Origin of the sequence: Shimia sp. (assembly GCF_022448905.1) — a bacterium.
In the GTDB taxonomy this organism is placed as follows: Bacteria; Pseudomonadota; Alphaproteobacteria; order Rhodobacterales; family Rhodobacteraceae; genus Shimia.
The window spans coordinates 286,392-307,969 of the sequence record NZ_JAKVCW010000004.1; the positions used below are offsets into that span (position 1 = coordinate 286,392).

General features: G+C 58.8%; 23 protein-coding genes. 13 read left to right on the forward strand and 10 right to left on the reverse strand.

Annotation, left to right across the window (positions count from 1 at the left end; all coding sequences use genetic code 11):
* The first annotated feature begins 50 nt into the window (after positions 1-50).
* The 4 genes from MK208_RS06450 (at position 51) to MK208_RS06465 (ending at position 3,065) form a co-directional block, all read left to right on the forward strand.
* A complete protein-coding gene (locus MK208_RS06450; protein ID WP_294115040.1) occupies positions 51-1,364 on the forward strand; it encodes a M23 family metallopeptidase in 1,314 nt (437 codons plus the stop codon).
* The gene (locus MK208_RS06455) at positions 1,354-1,887 is read left to right on the forward strand and encodes a polymer-forming cytoskeletal protein (protein ID WP_294115044.1); all 534 of its coding nucleotides are present in this window, start codon (positions 1,354-1,356) and stop codon (positions 1,885-1,887) included. Before MK208_RS06450 ends, MK208_RS06455 begins: the two co-directional genes overlap by 11 nt.
* A gap of 218 nt (positions 1,888-2,105) precedes the next feature.
* Positions 2,106-2,795, forward strand: a complete 690-nt coding sequence (aqpZ, locus tag MK208_RS06460; RefSeq protein WP_294115046.1) for an aquaporin Z — start codon at positions 2,106-2,108, stop codon at positions 2,793-2,795.
* Between the two features lie 99 nt (positions 2,796-2,894).
* Positions 2,895-3,065, forward strand: a complete 171-nt coding sequence (locus tag MK208_RS06465) for a hypothetical protein (RefSeq protein ID WP_294115048.1) — start codon at positions 2,895-2,897, stop codon at positions 3,063-3,065.
* 168 nt (positions 3,066-3,233) lie between these two features.
* Here MK208_RS06465 and MK208_RS06470 read toward each other — a convergent pair whose 3' ends face one another.
* Positions 3,234-3,977 carry a WYL domain-containing protein gene (locus MK208_RS06470; protein ID WP_294115050.1) on the reverse strand — a complete coding sequence of 248 codons (744 nt, stop codon included), beginning with the start codon at positions 3,975-3,977 and terminating at the stop codon, positions 3,234-3,236.
* Between the two features lie 70 nt (positions 3,978-4,047).
* On the opposite strand from MK208_RS06470, the gene MK208_RS06475 reads away from it, so the two are divergent.
* A complete protein-coding gene (locus tag MK208_RS06475; protein WP_294115052.1) occupies positions 4,048-4,368 on the forward strand; it encodes a hypothetical protein in 321 nt (106 codons plus the stop codon).
* A gap of 1 nt (position 4,369) precedes the next feature.
* Here the strand turns inward: MK208_RS06475 and MK208_RS06480 are convergent, their stop codons facing one another.
* From MK208_RS06480 to MK208_RS06490, 3 genes are all read right to left on the reverse strand, one after another.
* Complete coding sequence (locus MK208_RS06480; protein WP_294115055.1) at positions 4,370-5,596, reverse strand: biotin/lipoyl-binding protein; 1,227 nt, start codon at positions 5,594-5,596, stop codon at positions 4,370-4,372.
* On the reverse strand, positions 5,589-5,981 hold the full coding sequence (locus MK208_RS06485; protein WP_294115059.1) for a hypothetical protein: 393 nt from the start codon (positions 5,979-5,981) through the stop codon (positions 5,589-5,591). Before MK208_RS06485 ends, MK208_RS06480 begins: the two co-directional genes overlap by 8 nt.
* Before the next feature lie 98 nt (positions 5,982-6,079).
* Positions 6,080-7,060 (reverse strand): DUF3179 domain-containing protein, encoded by a 981-nt coding sequence (locus MK208_RS06490; protein ID WP_294115062.1) that lies wholly within the window; start codon positions 7,058-7,060, stop codon positions 6,080-6,082.
* A gap of 218 nt (positions 7,061-7,278) precedes the next feature.
* Between MK208_RS06490 and MK208_RS06495 the strand changes: the two genes are divergently transcribed.
* A complete protein-coding gene (locus tag MK208_RS06495; protein ID WP_294115243.1) occupies positions 7,279-8,433 on the forward strand; it encodes a 50S ribosomal protein L11 methyltransferase in 1,155 nt (384 codons plus the stop codon).
* 90 nt (positions 8,434-8,523) lie between these two features.
* Here the strand turns inward: MK208_RS06495 and MK208_RS06500 are convergent, their stop codons facing one another.
* Together MK208_RS06500 and MK208_RS06505 are read right to left on the reverse strand one after the other, a co-directional pair.
* Positions 8,524-9,069: a peptidylprolyl isomerase gene (locus MK208_RS06500; RefSeq protein ID WP_294115245.1), complete on the reverse strand. Its 546-nt coding sequence runs from the start codon at positions 9,067-9,069 to the stop codon at positions 8,524-8,526.
* Positions 9,062-9,574, reverse strand: a complete 513-nt coding sequence (locus tag MK208_RS06505) for a peptidylprolyl isomerase (RefSeq protein WP_294115064.1) — start codon at positions 9,572-9,574, stop codon at positions 9,062-9,064. Before MK208_RS06505 ends, MK208_RS06500 begins: the two co-directional genes overlap by 8 nt.
* Before the next feature lie 129 nt (positions 9,575-9,703).
* Between MK208_RS06505 and MK208_RS06510 the strand changes: the two genes are divergently transcribed.
* Both MK208_RS06510 and MK208_RS06515 read left to right on the forward strand, forming a co-directional pair.
* Positions 9,704-10,894 (forward strand): phosphoglycerate kinase, encoded by a 1,191-nt coding sequence (locus tag MK208_RS06510; protein ID WP_294115067.1) that lies wholly within the window; start codon positions 9,704-9,706, stop codon positions 10,892-10,894.
* Positions 10,895-11,062: 168 nt separating this feature from the next.
* Complete coding sequence (locus tag MK208_RS06515) at positions 11,063-11,956, forward strand: fructose bisphosphate aldolase (RefSeq protein WP_294115070.1); 894 nt, start codon at positions 11,063-11,065, stop codon at positions 11,954-11,956.
* A 53-nt stretch (positions 11,957-12,009) separates the two neighbouring features.
* Here the strand turns inward: MK208_RS06515 and MK208_RS06520 are convergent, their stop codons facing one another.
* Positions 12,010-13,161 (reverse strand): lytic murein transglycosylase, encoded by a 1,152-nt coding sequence (locus MK208_RS06520; protein WP_294115072.1) that lies wholly within the window; start codon positions 13,159-13,161, stop codon positions 12,010-12,012.
* A gap of 205 nt (positions 13,162-13,366) precedes the next feature.
* On the opposite strand from MK208_RS06520, the gene MK208_RS06525 reads away from it, so the two are divergent.
* On the forward strand, positions 13,367-13,942 hold the full coding sequence (locus tag MK208_RS06525; RefSeq protein ID WP_294115073.1) for a ubiquinol cytochrome C oxidoreductase: 576 nt from the start codon (positions 13,367-13,369) through the stop codon (positions 13,940-13,942).
* Positions 13,943-13,957: 15 nt separating this feature from the next.
* Here the strand turns inward: MK208_RS06525 and MK208_RS06530 are convergent, their stop codons facing one another.
* On the reverse strand, positions 13,958-14,494 hold the full coding sequence (locus tag MK208_RS06530) for a hypothetical protein (protein ID WP_294115075.1): 537 nt from the start codon (positions 14,492-14,494) through the stop codon (positions 13,958-13,960).
* A 286-nt stretch (positions 14,495-14,780) separates the two neighbouring features.
* A complete protein-coding gene (locus MK208_RS06535) occupies positions 14,781-16,400 on the reverse strand; it encodes an acyl-CoA dehydrogenase family protein (RefSeq protein WP_294115076.1) in 1,620 nt (539 codons plus the stop codon).
* 164 nt (positions 16,401-16,564) lie between these two features.
* On the opposite strand from MK208_RS06535, the gene MK208_RS06540 reads away from it, so the two are divergent.
* From MK208_RS06540 to MK208_RS06555, 4 genes are all read left to right on the forward strand, one after another.
* Positions 16,565-16,867, forward strand: a complete 303-nt coding sequence (locus MK208_RS06540) for a septum formation initiator family protein (protein ID WP_294115078.1) — start codon at positions 16,565-16,567, stop codon at positions 16,865-16,867.
* A gap of 118 nt (positions 16,868-16,985) precedes the next feature.
* The gene (gene pdhA, locus MK208_RS06545) at positions 16,986-17,975 is read left to right on the forward strand and encodes a pyruvate dehydrogenase (acetyl-transferring) E1 component subunit alpha (RefSeq protein WP_294115080.1); all 990 of its coding nucleotides are present in this window, start codon (positions 16,986-16,988) and stop codon (positions 17,973-17,975) included.
* A gap of 20 nt (positions 17,976-17,995) precedes the next feature.
* Positions 17,996-19,369 (forward strand): pyruvate dehydrogenase complex E1 component subunit beta, encoded by a 1,374-nt coding sequence (locus tag MK208_RS06550; protein ID WP_294115082.1) that lies wholly within the window; start codon positions 17,996-17,998, stop codon positions 19,367-19,369.
* A gap of 12 nt (positions 19,370-19,381) precedes the next feature.
* Positions 19,382-20,692 carry a pyruvate dehydrogenase complex dihydrolipoamide acetyltransferase gene (locus tag MK208_RS06555; RefSeq protein ID WP_294115085.1) on the forward strand — a complete coding sequence of 437 codons (1,311 nt, stop codon included), beginning with the start codon at positions 19,382-19,384 and terminating at the stop codon, positions 20,690-20,692.
* Between the two features lie 68 nt (positions 20,693-20,760).
* Here MK208_RS06555 and cysE read toward each other — a convergent pair whose 3' ends face one another.
* On the reverse strand, positions 20,761-21,576 hold the full coding sequence (gene cysE, locus MK208_RS06560; protein ID WP_294115087.1) for a serine O-acetyltransferase: 816 nt from the start codon (positions 21,574-21,576) through the stop codon (positions 20,761-20,763).
* Positions 21,577-21,578 lie beyond the last annotated feature (2 nt).

The following is a 21,578-nucleotide window of genomic DNA, read 5'->3' on the forward strand; positions in this document are numbered from 1 at the left end:
TGCGCCGGGGGTGGCGTGCTCTGGGATGGGACTAAACAAGGAATTCTTCCGTGAGAACACGACTCGCGATCCGCGCGCACGCGATCCTGGAACGCTTCTTTCCGGAACGCAGGCTCTTTCTTCGGTCAGACACAGACACCCGCTTCATTCGCCTGAAGCCAAGCACGCAGCTTGTTGCTTTTGTCGGCTCTTCCGCCATCGTCGCCTGGGCCATCATCGCCACCGCAATCCTGTTGATGGACAGCATTGGCTCCGGCAATTTCCGGGAACAAGCCAAGCGCGACCAACTCACCTATGAGCAGCGCCTGAACGCCCTTTCCTCTGAACGCGACATGCGCACCGAGGAGGCTCTGGCGGCACAAGCCCGCTTCAACTCCGCACTCACACAAATTTCCGATATGCAGTCCGAACTGCTCGCTTCGGAAATCCGTCGCAAAGAGCTGGAAACCGGCATCGAGGTCATCCAGGCCACCCTGCGCCGCACTATGCAGGAGCGGGAACTCGCCCGCGCCGAGGTTGTCGCCCGCGATCAGGCCCAAGCAGAGACCCAAACGGCTCTTATCGGCTCTTCGCCTTTGGGCAATGACATGCTGGACGTGCTGTCCACCGCGCTCAATGAAACCGCCGCTGAGCGGGACGAAGTGGTTGCCAACGCCCAACTGGCCCTGCGAGCCGCTGAGGAAATGGAGCGTGAACTCCTGCTGATGGAAGAGAAGAATGATAAAATCTTCCGCCAGCTCGAAGACGCGATGACCGTCTCTGTAGAGCCGCTGACCAAAATGTTCACCGCCGCCGGTCTGGATACCAAAAGCCTGATGGATGAGGTTCGTCGCGGCTATCAGGGCCAAGGCGGCCCGATGATGCCTCTCAGCTTCTCCACCAAAGGCGCGGAGATTTCGGAAGAAACCCTACGCGCCAACCGCCTTCTAGAACAGCTGGATCAGTTGAACGTCTACCGCATCGCTGCGGAAACCGTGCCGTTTGACAATCCACTGAAGTCCGCCTTCCGCTACACCTCTGGTTTTGGCATGCGTTGGGGCCGGATGCACAAAGGCACCGATTTTGCCGCCCGCTATGGCACGCCGATCCATTCCACAGCGGAAGGTGTGGTGGTTCATGCCGGCTGGCTGTCCGGTTACGGGCGTCTCATCAAAATCAAACATGACCACGGAATTGAAACCCGCTATGCCCACTTGGCGAAAATCCGCGTGAAGGAAGGCCAAAGGGTCTCGCGCGGCGACCATATTGGTGATATGGGCAATTCTGGACGCTCGACCGGCACGCATTTGCACTACGAAGTGCGCGTCAATGGTCGCGCAGTGAACCCGATGACATTTATCAAGGCTGGAAGAGATGTTTTCTAAGAGCAAAATCAACGACCCCGCACCGACTACAGACACTCCGGCCAAGCCTGCGGCCGCCGACGCCTCCCCGATTCCGGCGGCACCGGCCAAGGCCAGCGAATTCAAAAGCGCGTCTGCCCCAAAAGCCAAGCCACCTGCCTCTGTGCTGTCCTCTGACCTGCACATCTCCGGCAACATGAAAACCACCGGTGACATTCAGGTGGAAGGCACTGTTGAAGGCGACATCCGCGCCCACCTGCTGACCGTTGGCGAAAGCGCCACCATCAAAGGTGAGATCATCGCAGACGACGTGGTCATCAACGGCCGCATCGTCGGCCGCGTACGTGGTCTGAAAGTACGCCTGACCTCCACTGCGCGTGTAGAAGGCGACATCATCCACAAGACCATCGCCATCGAAAGCGGCGCCCACTTTGAAGGCTCCGTACAGCGCCAGGACGATCCACTGACCGTTGGCAAAGCCGCCGCGCCAAAGGCCGCAGCCCCTACTGCCGCGCCCGCCGCTGCCGCAAAGCCAGCGAAATAAGCGACAAAATCGCCACAGACGTTTGAAACCGCTGCGCCCTTGGCGCGGCGGTTTTCTTGTGGGCAACCGTCTGAAAACACGGCAAAACCTCTAACTGATCACCTTCCAAGCAGAGCAGTCCCCGCCATCACAGCTGCCAAACCTCCCGATTTTCTCCCCTAGGCAGAGCCAAATTCGCTTCCTACGCTCCCAGAAGGTATATTTGGGAGTGATATAAAATGTTTCAGAAACTCGGCGCAGAATTCATCGGCACCTTCTGGTTGGTGCTCGGCGGCTGTGGCAGTGCGGTCCTTGCAGCCGGTGTGGCGGATGTCGGCATCGGCTGGCTTGGCGTCAGCTTCGCCTTTGGTCTTACGGTGATGACCATGGCCTATGCTGTGGGCCACATCTCCGGCGGACACTTCAACCCCGCCGTCAGCCTTGGCCTCATGATCGGGGGCCGTTTTGAGGCCAAAGACCTGATCCCCTACTGGGTAGCACAAGTTGCCGGCGCCATCGCCGCAGCGATAGTTCTTTACCTCATTGTCTCCGGCGCGCCTGAGTTTGCCGGTGTCGGCGGATTTGCTTCCAACGGCTACGGTGAGGCGTCTCCGCAAGGCTACTCCATGATGTCTGCTCTGATCATCGAAGTGGTCCTGACTGCAGCCTTCCTCTTCATCATCCTCGGGTCCACCTCCTCTGGCGCACCCGCAGGCTTTGCCCCCATCGCTATTGGCCTGGGCTTGACCCTGATCCACTTGATCTCCATCCCGGTCACCAACACCTCGGTGAACCCCGCCCGCTCTACCGGCGTGGCGCTTTTTGCCGACGGTCCCGCTCTGGCACAACTCTGGTTGTTCTGGGTTGCCCCTTTGCTTGGCGGCGCAATTGGTGGCATTCTGTGGAAGGTCATCGGCTCTGACGAGTAACCCGTAAACCACCGCGAGGGCGCACAGCCCTCGCCCTTTGTATCAGTGGCAAGGATACGGTGACCCAAAAGGACCAAACCAACCCCGGGGAGCCCCACAATGAAATGTCTGACTCTGCCACTTGCTGCGGCGCTTTTGACCGCAACCGCTGCCACCGCCGAAGACCTGCAATTCCTGCTCGTCAATGAATCCAGCGCAGCCGTCACCGCCTTCCACGTCAGCACCTCTTCCTCTGACAGTTGGGAAGAAAACCTGATTGCCGGCGGCTAATTGGACTCCGGCTATGAAATCAACGTGCTGATCGCGGACGGTTAAACCACCTGTGTTTACGACGTGCTGGCAGAATTTGCCGACGGCGCCACGTTGGAAGACTACAACCTCGATCTCTGCGAAATGGGTAGCTACACCTTCGCCGACTACCCCTAACCTGAGCCCGCTTTACAGCACATTGTAGTGCTCCACAGCGGGCTCAAACACTTTGGCATCCAGCAGGGAAAATTTCTCGAAACCCTCGGTCGCGCTCTGTATCCGGTCACAGCGAAATGTGCGCGGCGCATCCCGCAAATGATCCCAGGCCAGCACATACCACACCGGCGAACACAGCAGCAGGTAATGCGGCGCAATCGTGCGCTTAGATTTCGCCCCGTCCTCGCGCACATAGGAAATCTCCACCAGTTTCTGGTTGAGAAACGCCTGATGCAAGGTCTGCACCACCCGCGGCTTCGGCTCCCCCATGGATGTCTGCACCGGCAGAGACGCCTGCTCCGCAATTAAAATCCGTTTCTTGATGCCTTCCACAGCCCGCCGCTTCTCTTTGGAAAACGACGCAATCAACTGCCGCCGAATGGAGCCCATCTTGGCCAGAAACAGCGGCGAGTTCATCTGCTCTGCCACCGCCAGGCTGATCAAAAGGTCGACACTCTCCGCGTAAGACAGGTTGAGCCGGCCTACACCCCAGTTCACATCCATGCGCACGCCACCACCCCGGCCGCGTTCCGCCTCAATCGGCATGCCCTGCGCCCGCATGATCTCCAGATCCCGCGCAATGGTGCGCCGGCTCACCCCATGGGTCTTGGCCAAATCCTCAACCGTACAGGGCTCTTCGCCCTTTAGCTGGGCCGCGATCTGATCCAACCGCATCATCCGGGTTTGTGCATCCGCACGCGAACGTTTCTGTGTCATGCGCACAAATAGGACATAAAACGGCGCATTACTCAATATCCCGTCCCTGTCACACATACAGGAGACTCCCATGACACCCATCACCGTTCTGGCCCCGATCAAACTGGCGCCCAACAAGACCGAAGCCGACCTGCTGGCGGCCTCCGCCAAATTCCAATCTGAGTTTGTCGCCCATGAACCGGGTGTGCTGCGCCGCGAGCTGGTCCGCGCCCAAGACGGCACCTATCTCGACATCGTGCAATTCCGCAGCGAGGCCGATATGGCCGAGGTCATCGAAAAAGAAATGCAATCGCCAGCCTGCGCCGACTTCTTTTCCGTGATGGACCTGACCGACTTTTACCCGGATGCCCCTATGGACACCTACGTCTCACTGGAAACCCACGCGGCCTAAATCAGTTGAACACCAGCGCCTTCACCGGAATGACAATCGCCATGGCGCGAATGACCACCGCATTGGTCACGCCCAGCCCGTCAATCGCCTTATACATAAAGGCATGAAGGCCGGTGAGCCCGTTTTCCGCGATGAATTGGGAGTGGTCCGTAAAGCCAACCCCGGTGCAGCGACTGCCTGGCGGCACGCCCTCCACTTTCTCCGGAAAGATCGGCTCCATAATCGCCAACAAGGTGCCGGGCCGAATGCGGTCCTGAATATCAATCAAATTGTCGCCGGGCCGAAACTGTCCGGCGGCAATCGTGTCCTGCACCTGCACCACCCGCATCGGGATCACCGTCAATGGCTTCGCCGGGCAGGTCATTTCAATCAACATGCCCTCTTTCACGATGCCCGCTGAAATCTGCCGGAAGCCCGCCATGAACCGCCGTGGCCCCGCCATATCCGCCACGAGAACACCGGCAGGCCGCAGGATCGGGTTGATCACATCACCGGGCTTGAGCTGAAACTGCGTCACCGTCCCGCTGACCCCGGCATACACCGTGGACAAGGCAATCTCCGTCTCCGCCTGCGCCAAGGCCGCCTCGGCACTGTCCCGCTGTGCTGGCAAAGTGTCACTGACCCGCAAGGTGGCCGCCTGCACCGCCGCAATCGCCGCGTTGCGCTGGCCCTCGGCCACATCCACCGCATTGGACAACTGTTCCAACTCCTGCTCTGTCACCACGGTGCTGTTGCGCTCTGCAATGCTTTGCCGCCGCTGCAAATCATCCCGCGCCTGGGTCAGCTGCGCCTCAGAAGCATCCAACTGCGCCTGCGCTCCGGCAATCTCTGTGGCGCCAAGCAGCAAGGCCGCATCTACCTCCGCAATCTGCCGCCGCGCCGTTTCCGCCGCCGCTTCTTGCCGCGAGGTATCCAGCCGGAACAACGGATCCCCTTCCGCCACCCGGTCATGGTTGCTCACATAAACCTCCGCCACACGGCCACCGGATTCTGACAGGATCGTCACGGTGCGGAAGAACGAGGTGATCTTGTCCGAGGTTGGGTGATAATAGAAAATCAACGTGATCAGTGAAATCGCCAGTACTGCGCAGCACGAAATTCCCCAGCGCAACTCGTACCAGACGTTGAAGAATGTGATCTCATACCCCAGACGTTTACCCTGCGCAAAACGGCGATACAGGATATCCGGCACCAAGGTCACAAGGCAGCTCAACATCAACTCAAGCATTGTCCTGCACCTTCGCCTCTGCCTCGACCTCAACAGCCTCTTCCGGTGCGGCATCTATCTCCGGAGGCGCCTCCCGTGCGGCCAGCGCCTGATCTACCCGCGCAAAATGATCCGGGAACAGCTCATGAAACGGAATCGCCGCCAGCAATATGCCCGCAATCCAGAACGCGTTGTTCATGGTGAAAAGAGAAATCACGCCCAAAATGCCAACGATCTGCATCTGAATTTTGTGACTGCCAGAGGCCATGCGGTCAGGAATGGCCTGCACTGTGAAATACAGCGCTCCAAGGCCTAGCAAAACCACGACCAGAAAGATGCCAATTCCCAGCATAAAGTAGTCTGTGCCACCAGGCGCAACGACAAAAAAAGGTAGTTCGGCGTCCATCTCGCGCCTCCCCAAAAGCTATTGAAATCCCAATAACTTCAACCGTAACGCGGAAAACCGGTTTCAATCAACGGTTCTGACATGTTTGGCGCGCGGGCTTACTTGTCCAGCATCCATTGCCCATCCGGCCAAAACGCATGAAAGGCAAAGGCAAACAGCACATCATGCGGCACATCGTTTCCGCTGCCGTCCCTCACCCGAATGGTGCCCACATCCTTGCTCTTGCCGATGTTGGCTTTGTCCAACGCCGACGCCTGCCCCGCCTGCCAAGAGATGGTGATCCCCGCTTCTGACACGTTGCCTTCCTCGGCCAATCGCGTCATCGGCCAGGCCCGATCCCCCACGCGCACCACCCGCACCAAGGGTGGCACCCCATGCGGCGGGTTCTCCCCGCTAAACAGAAACGGCCGCGCCGAGCTGTCATAACGCACATAAGGATTGCGCCCATAGTCACGGTTGTATGGCGGCTCCGCCATCACCAGCCCCTCCGGATGCCGCGCCTTGAACTGCGCCCAGCTCTCCATCCAGGTGGGCAAAGCCTTCAGCCTCACCCCGGTCATCTCACCCACAATCCCAGTGCCAATCGCCTGCTGCCACCAGCTCTGGGTCTCGCGGTCATACATCACCATGTCGCTGTTGCGCAGCTTGCCCGACACCCCAAGCGTCAGAACTTTGCCTTTGGCCCGCCGATCAAAGGTGATTGCAGAATTGCACAACGGGCAAAAAGTGACCGCAATGGGCGTCTTGCCCACCTGATCATTTACAATCTCATGCCAGGTCAGATAGCGGATCGGATAAGCCCGTGGCAGCTCACCGGGCATCTCCACCGTCACCACCGGCTCGCGATCCCCAATCCGGCTCTCGTCGCCAACCCGAATGAACTGCGGATCACTCAGCGCTGGAATCCCATCTTTGGGCGGCCCACCACTCATGATCTCGACCCAATTGTTGATGCTGGTTCTGGAAAAATCCGTCTCCGGCCACTCATGCTTCCAGAAACTCGGATCAGCCCAAGCCGTCCCCCCAACAGCCAAAGCCACAGCCACCGCCGCCAAACGTCCCAATCGTTTCAATGCCATAGACCAACCCTCCCGCGCTTCTCAAAAGCCTGCGCCGAAACCTGCCTCCGCACCAGCCCTCACACGCAGATGTGAGACGCCTTTACCAATCCTCAATCCCTCTGCCGCATAGCTAGCTCCGCAGCATTTGCCTCAAAAAAGGAAAATTAAAGTTGTTAGAAGAACAACCCTCTGCCGCCGACCTCGATCTCATTGCCGAGTTTGAACCCCGTTTTGAGATGTTGGACGCCAACAGCCTCGTGGCCCTCGCCGAAAACGCCCCCCTGGGCGATGGCGGTGTACACGCCTCCAATCTGCTGGCCCAAGCGCTTGAGAAAGACCCGCATCACCACGCGGCGCATCTCCTGAAAGAGCAATTGCATCAGATGTTTGTGCCCCGCTGGCACTTCCCCATGCTGGCCGACACCGTGCGCAACCAAGCCTACGCCAAAGCCATCGCCGCCAAGGTGCAGCCGGGCGACATTGTGCTCGACATCGGATGCGGCGCCGGCCTCACCGCCATGCTCGCCGCCCGCGCAGGCGCCAAGCACGTCTACGCCATCGAAGGCCAGCCGCTGATTGCCGCCGCCGCCAAACAGGTGATCGCCGACAATGGTCTGAGCGAGAAAATCACCGTGCTGTCCAAATGGTCCCATGAATTGATCATCGGCGAGGACCTGCCAGAGCGCGCCGACGTTGTGGTCTCTGAAATTGTCGACAGCAACCTGCTCGGCGAAGGCGCTCAGGCCACACTGGCCCACGCGATGGAGCATCTCGCCAAACCCAACGCCCGGGCCGTGCCGGAAAGCGGCATGCTCAAGGCGCAACTGGTGGAAAGCGCCACCCTGCGCAACCAGTACCGCCCACTTGAGGCCGAAGGCTTTGACCTCTCCGCCTTCCACAAATTTGCCAATGTCGCGCAGGTCACCCCCAACGACTCCGCCGCCTGCGGCCTGCGTCCCTTAGGCCCCACCAGCGAGCTGTTCCACTTCGACTTCACCCGCCCGGATATGTCCCACGGCAAAACCACCCTGCCGCTGTTCTGCACCACCATGGGCACCGCCCATGCGGTTGTGGTCAGCTTTGACATGGTGCTGGCGCCGGGCATTTCGGTCTCCAATGACCTCAACACCGACGGCCACTGGGGGCGTTTCTCCTATCTGCTGGAGCACTCCACGCCGGTCAGTGTTGGGTCGCAAGTCACCATCACCGCGCAACACGACGCCACCAAGCTCAGCGTGTCGATCCACGACACTGCCCCGGCAGAGCGCCCCATCATCTGGCAGCGTGGTGTCAACAGCCGCAGCACCTTTGCGCCTTTGCCCGAGGCCACTCCGTCATGGTTTGTACCAGACACGCAGGAGACACCCTCTTCCGAGCGTCCGATGCACTAAGGCGCACACACAACACAAAACACAAAAGGCCCACCGCAAAGCTGCGATGGGCCATTTTTCTTTGAGCAACGCCGACGGGCGCTCTTAAAATCACTCGGTCACAGAGACTTTCTTCATCATGTCCGGCTGACCAACCACAGCGCCGTTCTGGCCGGTGCCACGTTTGATCGCATCGACCACATCCATGCCATCGGTCACTTGACCCACAACGGTGTACTGGCCGTTCAGGAATGGGCCCGGTGCAAACATGATAAAGAACTGGCTGTTGGCGGAGTTCGGGTTCTGGCTGCGCGCCATGCCGACAACACCACGGTCGTAGTTGATGTCAGAGAACTCCGCAGGCAGGTCCGGACGGTTGGACCCACCCCGGCCCGCCATGCGCATGTCGCCACCCATTTTGCCATATTGCACGTCACCGGTCTGCGCCATGAAGCCGTCAATCACGCGGTGGAACACCACGCCATCATACTGGCCGTCGGCGGCCAACGCGGTGATCTGCTCAACGTGCTTTGGCGCTACATCTTCCAACAGGTCGATGGTAATGACGCCATTGGCCTCACCTTCCACCTCAATCTGAAGACCAGCGGCCAGCGCCGGGCTGGCCATCACGGCAAACGTCGCTGCAAGCTTAAGCATCGACATCTGAAGCCACCTTTACGCTGATCATACGGTCTGGGTTCGCAGGTGGCTCGCCACGTACAATCGCGTCCACATGCTCCATACCCTCAACCACACGGCCATAAACTGTGTACTGGCCATTCAGGAAGTGGTTGTCTTTGAAGTTGATGAAGAACTGGCTGTTCGCGGAGTCAGGCATCTGGCTGCGCGCCGCGCCCAGGGTGCCGCGGTCGTGTGGCAGCTTGGAGAATTCCGCCTTCAGGTTTGGCAGATCGGAACCACCGGTGCCCGCCATGCGGATGTTGAAGTCTTTTTCCATGTTGCCGTTGGCCACGTCGCCGGTTTGCGCCATGAAGCCGTCGATCACGCGGTGAAAACACACGTTGTCGTACTGACCAGAGCGTGCCAGCTCTTTCATGCGCTCGGCATGACCCGGTGCCACATCCGGCAGCAGCTCGATAACAACCGTGCCACCGGTCAGTTCCATCAGGATTGTGTTCTCAGGATCTTTGATCTCAGCCATTTCGGCGCTCCTCAATGTAAATTCTTGCCCCGTAGTTAAACATCCCTACGGCGATTGCCAAGAGAGCGTTGACCCCGTGCTCCAGTGCGCTAGGAATGCGGCAACGGATTTTCTTTGGAGATTGAGACCATGGCGTGGAAGACCCTCGATGAAATGCAGCTGAGCGGCAAAAACGTGCTGACCCGCGTGGACATCAACGTGCCGGTTGCGGACGGCGTGGTCACCGACACCACCCGCATCGACCGCATTGTCCCCACCGTGAAGGACATCCTCGCCGCTGGCGGCAAACCGATCCTACTGGCGCACTTTGGCCGCCCCAAAGGCGAACGTGTGCCAGAGATGTCCCTGCAACAACTGGTCCCTGCTCTTGAAGCGGCCTTTGGCACCAAAGTGATGTTTGCCGCGGATTGTGTCGGCCCCGCGGCCGAAGCTGCCGTGAACGCGCTGGCCGATGGCGATGTGCTGCTTTTGGAGAACACCCGCTACCACGCGGGCGAAACCAAAAACGACGCCGACCTGACTGCCGCCATGGCCAAACTCGGCGACATCTTCTGCAACGACGCCTTCTCCGCCGCCCACCGTGCCCACAGCTCCACCTGCGGCCTGGCTCACGCCCTGCCCGCCTGTGCCGGTCGCTTGATGCAGGCCGAACTCTCCGCGCTGGAAAGCGCGCTGGCCGATCCGGTCCGTCCGGTCACTGCGGTTGTGGGCGGCGCCAAAGTCTCCACCAAATTGGAGCTGCTCGGCAATCTCGTCTCCAAGGTCGACAACATCGTAATCGGCGGCGGCATGGCCAACACTTTCCTCGCAGCGCAAGGCATCGACGTCGGCAAATCGCTGGCCGAGCACGACATGAACGACACCGCGTCTGAAATTCTCGCCAAAGCCAAGGCCGCTGGCTGCACCATCGTGCTGCCCACCGATGTGGTTGTGGCACGTGAGTTTGCCGCCAACGCCGCCAACGAAACCGTAGCTGCCGACGCCTGCCCCGCCGACGCCATGATCCTGGACGCGGGGCCTGCCACCGTTGCGCAGGTCTCTGAAGTCTTCGAGGCCTCCAAGACCCTGATCTGGAACGGTCCAATGGGAGCTTTTGAAATCGAACCGTTCAACGCCGCCACCGACGCCGCTGCTCTCAAAGCCGCCGCGCTCACCAAATCCGGTGCTCTGGTGTCTGTGGCCGGCGGCGGTGACACCGTTGCGGCGTTAAACGCCTCCGGCGCTGCGGCTGACTTCAGCTACATCTCCACCGCAGGCGGCGCATTCCTGGAATGGATGGAAGGCAAAGAACTGCCCGGCGTGGCAGCACTGAGCCAGTAACACCAGATTTGCGCAAACCGCGCAAAACAAAGGCGCAAATTTAATCCGACACTCAAATTAATGAGCGGTAGCGCCACCATAATTGCACCCGTTGGCCGGCTCCTCTATGAGCTAGGGCAACGGGGCTTTAACCCTTTATTCACAACCATTTTTTTGATGGGGACAGATATGTCAAACCAAGCTCAAGCAGAAAAGATCTCCAACGGCCAAGGCTTCATCGCCGCGCTCGACCAATCCGGCGGATCTACCCCAAAGGCCCTCGGCCTATACGGCGTGCAGGCGGATGCCTACAGCAACGACGCAGAGATGTTTGACCTGATCCACGGCATGCGCTCCCGCATCGCACAGGCCCCGGCCTTCACCGGCGACAAAGTGGTTGGCGCAATCCTGTTTGAAATGACCATGGACCGCGACATCGACGGCACCCCGACCCCGACCTACATGTGGGAGAAGCGCGGCGTTGTGCCTTTCCTGAAAGTCGACAAAGGTCTGGAAGCTGAAGAAAACGGCGTTCAGATGATGAAACCCATGCCAGAGCTCGACACCCTCTGCGAGCGCGCAGTATCCAAGGGTGTGTTTGGCACCAAAATGCGCTCCGTGATCTCGGCCGCCAACGCCGACGGTATCCGCGCCATCGTCGCACAGCAATTCATGGTTGGTGAGCAAATCATCGGCCACGGTTTGATGCCGATCATCGAGCCAGAGGTCACCATCTCCATCGCAGACAAAGCCGAGGCCGAAGACATCCTTTTGGCCGAGCTGACCGCCGCGCTGGACATCCTGCCCGAAGATCAGCAGGTGATGTTGAAACTGACTCTGCCATCCAAAGCCAACCAGTACAAATCTCTGGTCGACCACCCCCGCGTAATGAAAGTTGTGGCCCTTTCCGGCGGCTACACCCGCGAAGAAGCCAACGCAAAGCTGGCGGAAAACACCGGCATGATTGCCAGCTTCTCCCGCGCCTTGACCGAAGGCCTGTCTGCGCAGCAGAGCGACGACGAATTTGCCGCCACCATCGCAGACAGCATCGAAGGCATCTACCAAGCCTCCATCGCAGGCTAAACCTCAGCGACAGACATCAAAAAAGGCGCCTCCTCACGGGGCGCCTTTTCATATCAAGCCAATGAGGCCAACAACGCCTGCGACGGGTCGCCCGTCGGCTCCAATCCGCGACTGCGCTGATAGTCGGCAATGGCGGCCTTAGACTTTGGCCCCAGCACGCCATCCGCCCCACCAGTGTCATATCCCCGCGCCGTCAAACGCGACTGCAAGGCAATCCGGTCGTCTTTGGTGAGCCCATACTGATCCGGCGGGAACGCTGTCCGCAAAGGTCCGCCCCCAGCAATTCGATCCGCCAGATGCCCCACGCCAATCGCGTAACTGTCCGAATTGTTGTAGCGTTTGATTGCCGAGAAATTCCCGGTCACCCCAAACCGCGGCCCACCGGCCTGCGGCTGGATCACCCGCCCCGCGCTCTCCCCCGGCCGCAGTTCCCGCCCCCAAGACACACCACGTGTCCAGCCATTGCGTTGCAAATAAGCCGCCGTGGAGGCCAAAGCATCCGATGGATCATCCGACCAGATATCGCGCCGCCCATCCCCGGTATAATCCACCGCAAAGGCTTGATAACTCGTGGGAATAAACTGCGTGTGCCCCATCGCTCCGGCCCAGCTGCCGGTCATGCGGTCCACCGTGATATCGCCGTTCTGCAAAATCCTCAGCGCCGCAATCAGCTGCTTCTCATAAAAACTCCCGCGCCGCCCATCAAAGGCCAGCGTCGAGGTGGCCGAGATCACAGGAATGTCACCCTTGCGCTCACCATAGTAACTCTCCAGCCCCCAGATCGCACAGATGATCTCCGCATCCACGCCATAGCTTTGCTTGAGATTGCGCAGCGTGCTGCCATGCCGCGCAAACGCCGCCTTGCCTTTGGCAATCCGCTCATCCGAGGCTGCTATCGACAGATAATCCTCCAGCGTGCGGGTGAACTCTGTCTGGTTGCGATCGCGCTTGATCACCCCCGGCAAATACCCGGTGTTGCGAAACGCCGCGTTCAACGTGGTCTCACTGATCCCCGCGCTCAAAGCCCGCCCGCGAAAACTCGTAACCCAAGCGTCATAGGCGCCATTGGGCGTGGGCCGCAAATCCACCGGCAACCCTTGCGCAATAGACGCAGTCTGCCGTGACGGCGTGGTCGAGGTGCCCTGACAGGCCGCCAATGCCAATGACGACAACCCCACCAGAAAGTTCCGACGTGAAAAACTCATACCAACTGCCTCTTGTTGTCCGGCCTATGTGCCAAATTCATTGCCAAGAAGTGTGGCAGAGATTTTTGGGAGGGGCGAGAGGGAAAATACGCGACAAAAGGCAAGGAACACCTTCCTCTACGCCGTCGCCACGTATTCTCAAAACTCAACTTAAGCGTTATATGGGGATAACGCCGCCAGTGACTTTAAAGAAGCCAGAGTTTTTATGATCAACAAAAACAACGCGCTCTATTACCTCACCGCAGGGTGGCTGTTTGCCACAGTGGCGACTGGGCTCTACTACTCGGCGAACAGCGCGACCCCCACCGCAGATGTGACGGCGCAAACCAACGCCAACTTGCACCAAATATCGGTCGTCGACATGGCTCCCGGAGACACGGCTTTCAGCGGCTTTAACGGGAAACCAGTGGTGATCTGGCGGCGCAGCCTGCCACAAATGGCAACCGCGCTGGTTCAGTGGGATTCCAGCCTTGCGTATGACGACATACTGGAGAGCCTGCAGGACGGATCACTCGAAGCGGACATGGACCCCAAGCAATTCACATATCTCGAATGGCTTGTGATCAGCCCGGTGGACATGGGTGGCATCGGCTGCGTCACCTTGGCCGATGCGGGGGATTTTGGCGGCTTTTTTGATCCCTGTCGCGGCACGCATTTTGATCTATGGGGACGCGTCAAAAAAGGACCAAGCGAGCACGACTTACAAGTTGTGCCCACTCGGTTTGATGACAACCGACAGTCCGTTTTGATTGATCTCACCGATATTCAAAGGTTCAGATGATTTCGGAAACCGATCTCAAAACTTCGCCATACACTCCTGCGCCCGTTCAATTGCATTTTTGGGTGTTTTGAGCTTCACGGTCACAGCCCGCGGCGAGCCTTGGAATGCCACAAACTCGCGGGCTTTTTCCAGATCGACCACAAACTGCGGGTTGTCAAAAACGATGTAACCGCCGGTGAAGCCGCCAGAAACGGTCTGGGACACAGACGACGCCGTCCCCGAGTAGATGTTGCCATTCACCACAATCGCAATCTCGCGGTCCCCGTCCGCCGGCGCTTCGCCTTTGACAAAGGCTCCCAAATAGGCAGCGTCCTGCGCCATGGTGAGACCCGCCTGCACCACGCTGTTTTCGCTGCGCCACTCAATGAAACAGGACTGCCGCGTGTTGTTCTTGAAGACCGTCCAGTATTTTGAACTCAAATAGGTCTCCACATTGTCACCAGAGGTCGGCAGAACGGTGTCATCCGCGGCAAAGCTCATCGACGCCGCGAAAAGTGCCGCCGCAGCGGTCAATCCGGTCACAAAGGTCTGAACAGGGTTAAACAGGCTCATGAAGGCTATTCCTTTCAAAAAATACGATTTGGGCCAAGCATAGGCACGGCCCGTTGAAGGTAAATTTCTTGTTAGGGTAGAGCATTCCTTGCAACCGGTCCATCACTCAGAAGGTGCGCATCAAACGCCTCCATGCGGAGAGCATCGTTTCAATCCGCCTAGCCCACCGCCCGCTGCCTTCACAAACGCAACATTTGGCACGCGCAAAACACGCACCTCCGCAAAACAGTCGCGATACAGACAAAATACCGACGTGAAATTTGGCACAATTTAGCCGGTTAACGCCCTACCCCAACCGCGCAATGATGGCGTCCACATCCATGCCGCGCACGGCCCCGGGAAACGCCCCGCGATCCCCTGCAACCCGCGAGCTGACATAGCCTTCCGCCACCTCCGACGGCGCGGTTTTAATCAGGCTCGCCGCGGTCAAAAGCACCGCCAAGCTTTCCACAAACCACCGCGCCTCCGCCTCATGGGGAAGCCCCGGCCAGCGCTCAAAATGCACCTTCAAAGCCGCATCATACCGCGGATCTGATCCGGTCACCGATGTCAGCACTGCGCGCAGCGCTTCGCACGCTTCTGGCTCCTTCACCAGCGCCCGCAAGACGTCCAGACAAATCACATTGCCGGAGCCTTCCCAGATGCCATTGAGCGGCGCTTCACGATAAAGCATCGGCATCGGCGTCTCCTCGACGTAGCCCATGCCCCCCAGCATCTCCATCGCCTCCGCAATCACGCCAATACAGCGTTTGTTGTTGAGGTATTTCGCCAAGGCAACGCCAATCCGCGCCAGAGCGCGGCTCTCCACATCGTCGCGATCAAAAGCACCTGCGAGGAACATGCCCACCGACAAAGCTGCCTCAGTGTCCACCGCCAAATCGGCCAACACAGACCGCATCAGCGGCTGGTCGATCAAGCGCTTTTGAAACGCAGAGCGTGACGCCACCCACCAATGCGCTTCTTGCACCGCCGCGCGCATCAACCCTGCCGGAGCCAACACCGTGTCCAAACGCGTGTGATGCACCATTTCGATAATGGTCCGCACCCCCGCGCCCTCTTCGCCGACGCGGTAGGACAGCGCATTGTGATATTCAATCTCAGAACTGGCATTGGCCTTATTGCCCAGCTTGTCCTTAAGCCGTTGAATACGAATGCCATTGCGCTCCCCTTCCAGCCAGCGCGGCACCAGAAAACAAGTGAGCCCGCCCTCGGCCTGCGCCAGCGTCAGGAACCCGTCACACATTGGAGCGGAACAGAACCATTTGTGCCCATTCAGTCGATACGCCTCGCCATCGCGACTGGCTTTGGTGGTGTTGGCCCGCACATCGCTGCCACCCTGCTTTTCGGTCATCGCCATGCCCAGCGTCGCGCCTTGTTTGGCGCCAATCGGCGTGGTGCGGGGATCATAAACACCTGAGGTCAAACGCGGTGTCCAAACCTCTGCCAGATCCGGCTGATGCCGCAGCGCGGGCACAGCCGCGTAAGTCATCGTCAATGGACAGGCCACGCCCGGCTCCAGCTGCGCCATATAGTAGGTCAGCACCGCATGGGTCGCATGCCCGCCAGCCTGCCCGTCCCAAGCCGCAGAGGCATAGCCCGCTTCTAAGCCCGCTTGCATCACCGCGTGGTAGCCGGGGTGAAACTCCACCTCATCCACCCGCCGTCCAGCCCGATCAAACGTCTTGAGCCGCGGCACATCCCGCCGCGCGTCCTCCGCCGCCTGTCTTAGCGTCTCACCGCCACATTCGGCCCCAACCTGCGCCAAATGATCCACCCGCGCACCCGCCGCTGTGGCGTGCTCTCTTAGCGCGTGATCCTGCCCCCAAAGATCCACCGCCCGCTGCGGTTCAGGTTGGTTAAAAACCTCATGCGATCCTAACTGTGACACCGGCCGTGATGTGGTCATTTCTGGCTCCTCCCGCACCCAGCCTGACCGGAGAAAAACGCCCTGCCAACATTCCCGTCACGTCACAAAAATAAATGAAAAAACTTGTCGTTAAGGGATTCACACAGCGAATCACCTAAGATATAAAGAAATCAGACGGCGCAAAGCCGCACTCAGAGGCAAAAATGACAGCATCTTCCACCAAACCGGCCCTTGGCGCGCTTGCGTTTTTCGGCATCGCTTTCACGCTGGCGATCTACTTCACCTTCGCCGCTGTGCAAGGCGATTACGGCCTGTTCCGTCGTGTGGAGATCCTGGCGGAAAAGCAGCAGCTGGAAGCCGAGCTGGCTCTGGCACAGGCGGAAGTGGCCCATATGGAAAACCTCACCCGCCGACTGTCTGACAGCTATCTGGACCTTGATTTGCTGGATCAACAGGCCCGCGACGTGCTTGGTATGATCCGCGCTGACGAGCTTGTCATTCGCTAAATCCACGAACATCCTGACACTACAGACCTTTTTCCACTCGCAACCCATGCGGTGATCCGCTACCCTTCCTGCAAGTATGGTTTAACACTAAACCATTTTGTCTTTGGGAGGAGCCACCATGGCGGCAAAACGTGCTGCAAAGAAGCCCAACGTCTCGGGCGAAGACCTCACGCAATACTACCGCGACATGCTGTTGATCCGCCGCTTCGAAGAGAAGGCCGGCCAACTCTACGGCATGGGCCTGATCGGCGGTTTTTGCCACCTCTACATCGGCCAGGAAGCCGTGGTTGTGGGCCTAGAAGCCGCAACAGAAGAAGGTGACAAGCGCATCACATCTTACCGCGACCACGGGCACATGCTGGCCTGCGGCATGGATGCCAACGGTGTGATGGCTGAGTTGACTGGCCGCGAGGGCGGCTACTCCAAGGGCAAAGGCGGCTCCATGCACATGTTCTCAAAAGAGAAGCATTTCTACGGCGGCCATGGCATTGTCGGCGCCCAAGTTCCTCTCGGCGCGGGCCTCGCCTTTGCGGACAAATACAAAGACAACGGCCGCGTTACCTTCACCTATTTTGGCGACGGCGCTGCCAATCAGGGTCAGGTCTATGAAACCTTCAACATGGCCGCACTTTGGGATCTCCCGGTGGTGTTTGTTATCGAGAACAACCAATACGCCATGGGCACCGCTCAGGCCCGTTCCACCTCCTCACAGGACATTTACAAACGCGGTGAAGCCTTTGGTATTCCTGGAGAAATGGTCGACGGCATGGACGTCCTCGCAGTCAAAGACGCCGGCGAACGCGCCGTGAAACACTGTCGCTCCGGCAAGGGTCCCTACATCCTTGAGGTCAAAACCTACCGTTATCGCGGCCACTCCATGTCCGACCCCGCAAAGTACCGCACCCGCGAAGAAGTGCAGAAAATGCGTGAGGAGCGTGACCCGATCGAAAGCGTGCGTCAGATGCTCCTGACCGGCAAACACGCCTCTGAGGATGATCTGAAAGCGATCGACAAAGAGATCAAAGCCGTCGTGAATGCCTCGGCGGACTTCGCCAAGGAAAGCCCCCTGCCAGACGAGTCCGAACTCTGGACCGACATCTACGCATAAGCCAACGAGAGGACATAGATATGGCTACTGAAATTCTCATGCCCGCCCTCTCTCCGACCATGGAAGAAGGCACGCTGGCCAAATGGCTGGTCAAAGAAGGCGACACCGTACAGTCCGGTGATATCATTGCCGAAATCGAAACCGACAAGGCCACAATGGAGTTTGAGGCCGTCGATGAAGGTGTGATTGGCAAAATCCTTGTGGCTGAAGGCAGCGAGGGTGTGGCCGTGAACACAGCCATCGCCATTCTGGCCGAAGAAGGCGAGGACGTCAGCGCTATTGAGGCAGCTCCAGAAGCGTCTGATGCCAGCGCACCAGCTCCTGCCGCCGACGCCCCTGCCTCTGTGCCTGCTCAAGCCGCCCCAGCCGCGCCAGCGCCGGATTTGTCTCCGGATTGGCCCGAAGGCACGCCCATGAAAACCCAGACCGTGCGCGAAGCGCTGCGGGACGCCATGGCCGAAGAGATGCGCGGTGACGAAGACGTCTACCTGATGGGCGAAGAGGTCGCAGAATATCAAGGCGCCTATAAAGTCAGCCAGGGTCTGCTAGACGAGTTTGGCAGCAAGCGGGTCATCGACACGCCCATCACCGAGCATGGTTTTGCCGGTATCGCAGTGGGCGCGGCTTTTGGCGGCTTGAAGCCGATTGTTGAATTCATGACATTCAACTTCGCCATGCAAGCCATTGATCAAATTGTTAATTCCGCAGCCAAGACACTCTATATGTCTGGCGGCCAAATGGGCGCACCTATGGTGTTCCGTGGTCCTAACGGTGCGGCAGCGCGTGTCGGTGCGCAGCACAGTCAGGACTATGCCGCCTGGTATGCTCAAATACCGGGCCTCAAAGTTGCGATGCCTTACTCGGCCTCTGACGCCAAAGGGTTGCTCAAATCTGCGATCCGCGATCCAAACCCGGTGATTTTCCTGGAAAACGAAATCATGTATGGCCGCAGCTTCGAAGTGCCCGCCATGGATGATTTTACCATTCCTTTCGGCAAGGCCCGCATCTGGCGCGAAGGCTCTGACGTGACCATCGTCAGCTTCGGCATAGGCATGCAATACGCCCTCGAGGCCGCAGACAAACTGGCAGAAGACGGCATCTCCGCCGAAGTCATCGACTTGCGCACGCTGCGCCCGATTGACTATGACACAGTGATCGCCTCGGTGATGAAAACAAACCGCTGTGTAACCGTGGAAGAAGGCTGGCCGGTGGGGTCCATCGGCAACCACCTGTCCGCGACCATCATGGAACGCGCATTTGACTATCTGGACGCCCCGGTGATCAACTGCACCGGCAAAGACGTCCCGATGCCTTATGCGGCCAACCTCGAAAAACTGGCGCTGACGACCACAGATGAGGTCATCACGGCAGTGAAAAAAGTGACCTATCGGTGAGGAGACACGCACATGCCTATTGAAATCCTCATGCCCGCCCTCTCGCCCACTATGGAAGAAGGCACTCTGGCCAAATGGCTGGTCAAAGAAGGTGACGAAGTGTCCTCTGGTGACCTGTTGGCGGAGATTGAAACCGACAAGGCCACTATGGAATTTGAAGCCGTCGAGGACGGCGTGATCGGCAAGATCCTGGTGCCGGAAGGCTCCGAAGGCGTTGCTGTGAACTCGCCTATTGCCATCTTGCTCGAAGACGGCGAAAGCACGGATGATCTTGGCGCTACTCCAGCTGCGACGCCTGCCGCAGTGAGCGAAAGTGCACCTGAATCCGCCACCTCCGAGGTTCCAGAGCCTCCTGCCCCCGCAGCGCCCGCGGCCCCTGTAGCGGCAGACGGCAATCGCATCTTCGCATCGCCACTTGCACGACGCATCGCAGCCAACAAAGGCTTGGACCTCGCGACCATTCAGGGGTCCGGCCCACGGGGACGCATCGTGAAGGCAGATGTTGAAGGCGCGACGGCATCACCTGCTACTCAGCCCGTGGCAACTGCGCCAAAACCATCCGCACCGGCGCCAGCAACCAAACTGCCTAGCGGTCCGGACACCGACACGGTCCTCAAAATGTACGCGGACCGCGACTTCGAAGAGGTTGCTCTGGACGGCATGCGCAAAACCATCGCCGCGCGTCTTACAGAAGCCAAACAGTCGATCCCGCATTTCTATCTGCGCCGCGACATCAAATTGGACGCTCTTTTGGCGTTCCGCAGCCAGCTCAATAAGCAGCTCGAGAAACGCGGTGCAAAGCTATCGGTGAATGACTTTATCATCAAAGCCTGTGCGTTGGCCTTGCAAGAAGTGCCGGAAGCCAATGCCGTTTGGGCCAACGACCGTATCTTGAAGTTGTCGCCTTCTGATGTGGCCGTCGCCGTAGCCATCGAAGGTGGCCTGTTCACCCCGGTGCTCAAAGACGCCGAGATGAAGTCCCTCTCCGCACTCTCTGCGGAAATGAAAGACCTCGCCACCCGTGCAAGAGATCGCAAACTGGCCCCTCATGAGTACCAAGGCGGCAGCTTTGCCATCTCCAACCTCGGCATGTTCGGCATCGACAACTTTGATGCGGTGATCAACCCGCCGCATGGCGCGATTCTAGCGGTCGGCGCAGGCACCAAGAAACCGGTTGTGAACGCCGAAGGTGATCTGGAGGTCGCAACTGTGATGTCCGTAACCCTGTCCGTCGATCACCGTGTGATTGATGGTGCCTTGGGGGCACAGCTGCTGAATTCCATTGTCGACAATCTGGAAAACCCAATGGCAATGCTGGCCTGAGACAACACACCAGACAACGCAAAAAGGACCGCACCATGCGGTCCTTTTCCATTTAAATCAATGACCTGTCAGCCTTTGCTACAGTCACCAATATCCTGGTTCATATTCACGGCAGGCTGATCACAGCCCGCTTCGCCGACCACTTTTGCAGGTACACCGGCTACGGTCGAACATGGCGGCACTTCTTGCAGCACCACAGAACCAGCAGCCACGCGACTGCAGTGGCCCACTTTGATATTGCCCAGCACCTTGGCTCCGGCGCCAATCAAAACGCCGTCGCCTATTTTGGGATGGCGGTCCTCTTCCTCTTTGCCGGTGCCACCAAGCGTCACTGAGTGCAGCATCGACACGTTGTCCCCCACGACAGCGGTCTCGCCAATCACAATGGAATGCGCGTGGTCGATCATGATGCCTTTGCCAATCTTGGCGGCTGGGTGAATGTCGATGCCAAAAATCTCACTGGTACGCATCTGAATAAAGTACGCCAAATCCGTGCGCCCCTGACGCCATAGCCAATTACCAATGCGATAGGCCTGCACAGCCTGATACCCTTTGAAATACAGGATCGGCTGCAAAAGACGATGGCACGCCGGATCGCGGTCATAAATCGCCATCAAATCCGCCCGAGCAGATTCTGCAATCGCCGGATCAGAGGCAAAGGCCTCATCTGCGATCTCTCGCAGGATCACCATCGACATCTCGTTGGAGGACAGCTTCGCGGCAAATCGATAACTCAACGCACGCTCAATGGTGCGATGGTGCAAAACGCAGGCATGCACCAGGCCGCCCATCAACGGCTCTTCCTTTACCGCCTCTTCCGCTTCTCGCGTAATGCGCTGCCAGACCGGGTCAAGTTCGGTCACTTTGGGTTGCGTCTCAGCCATCC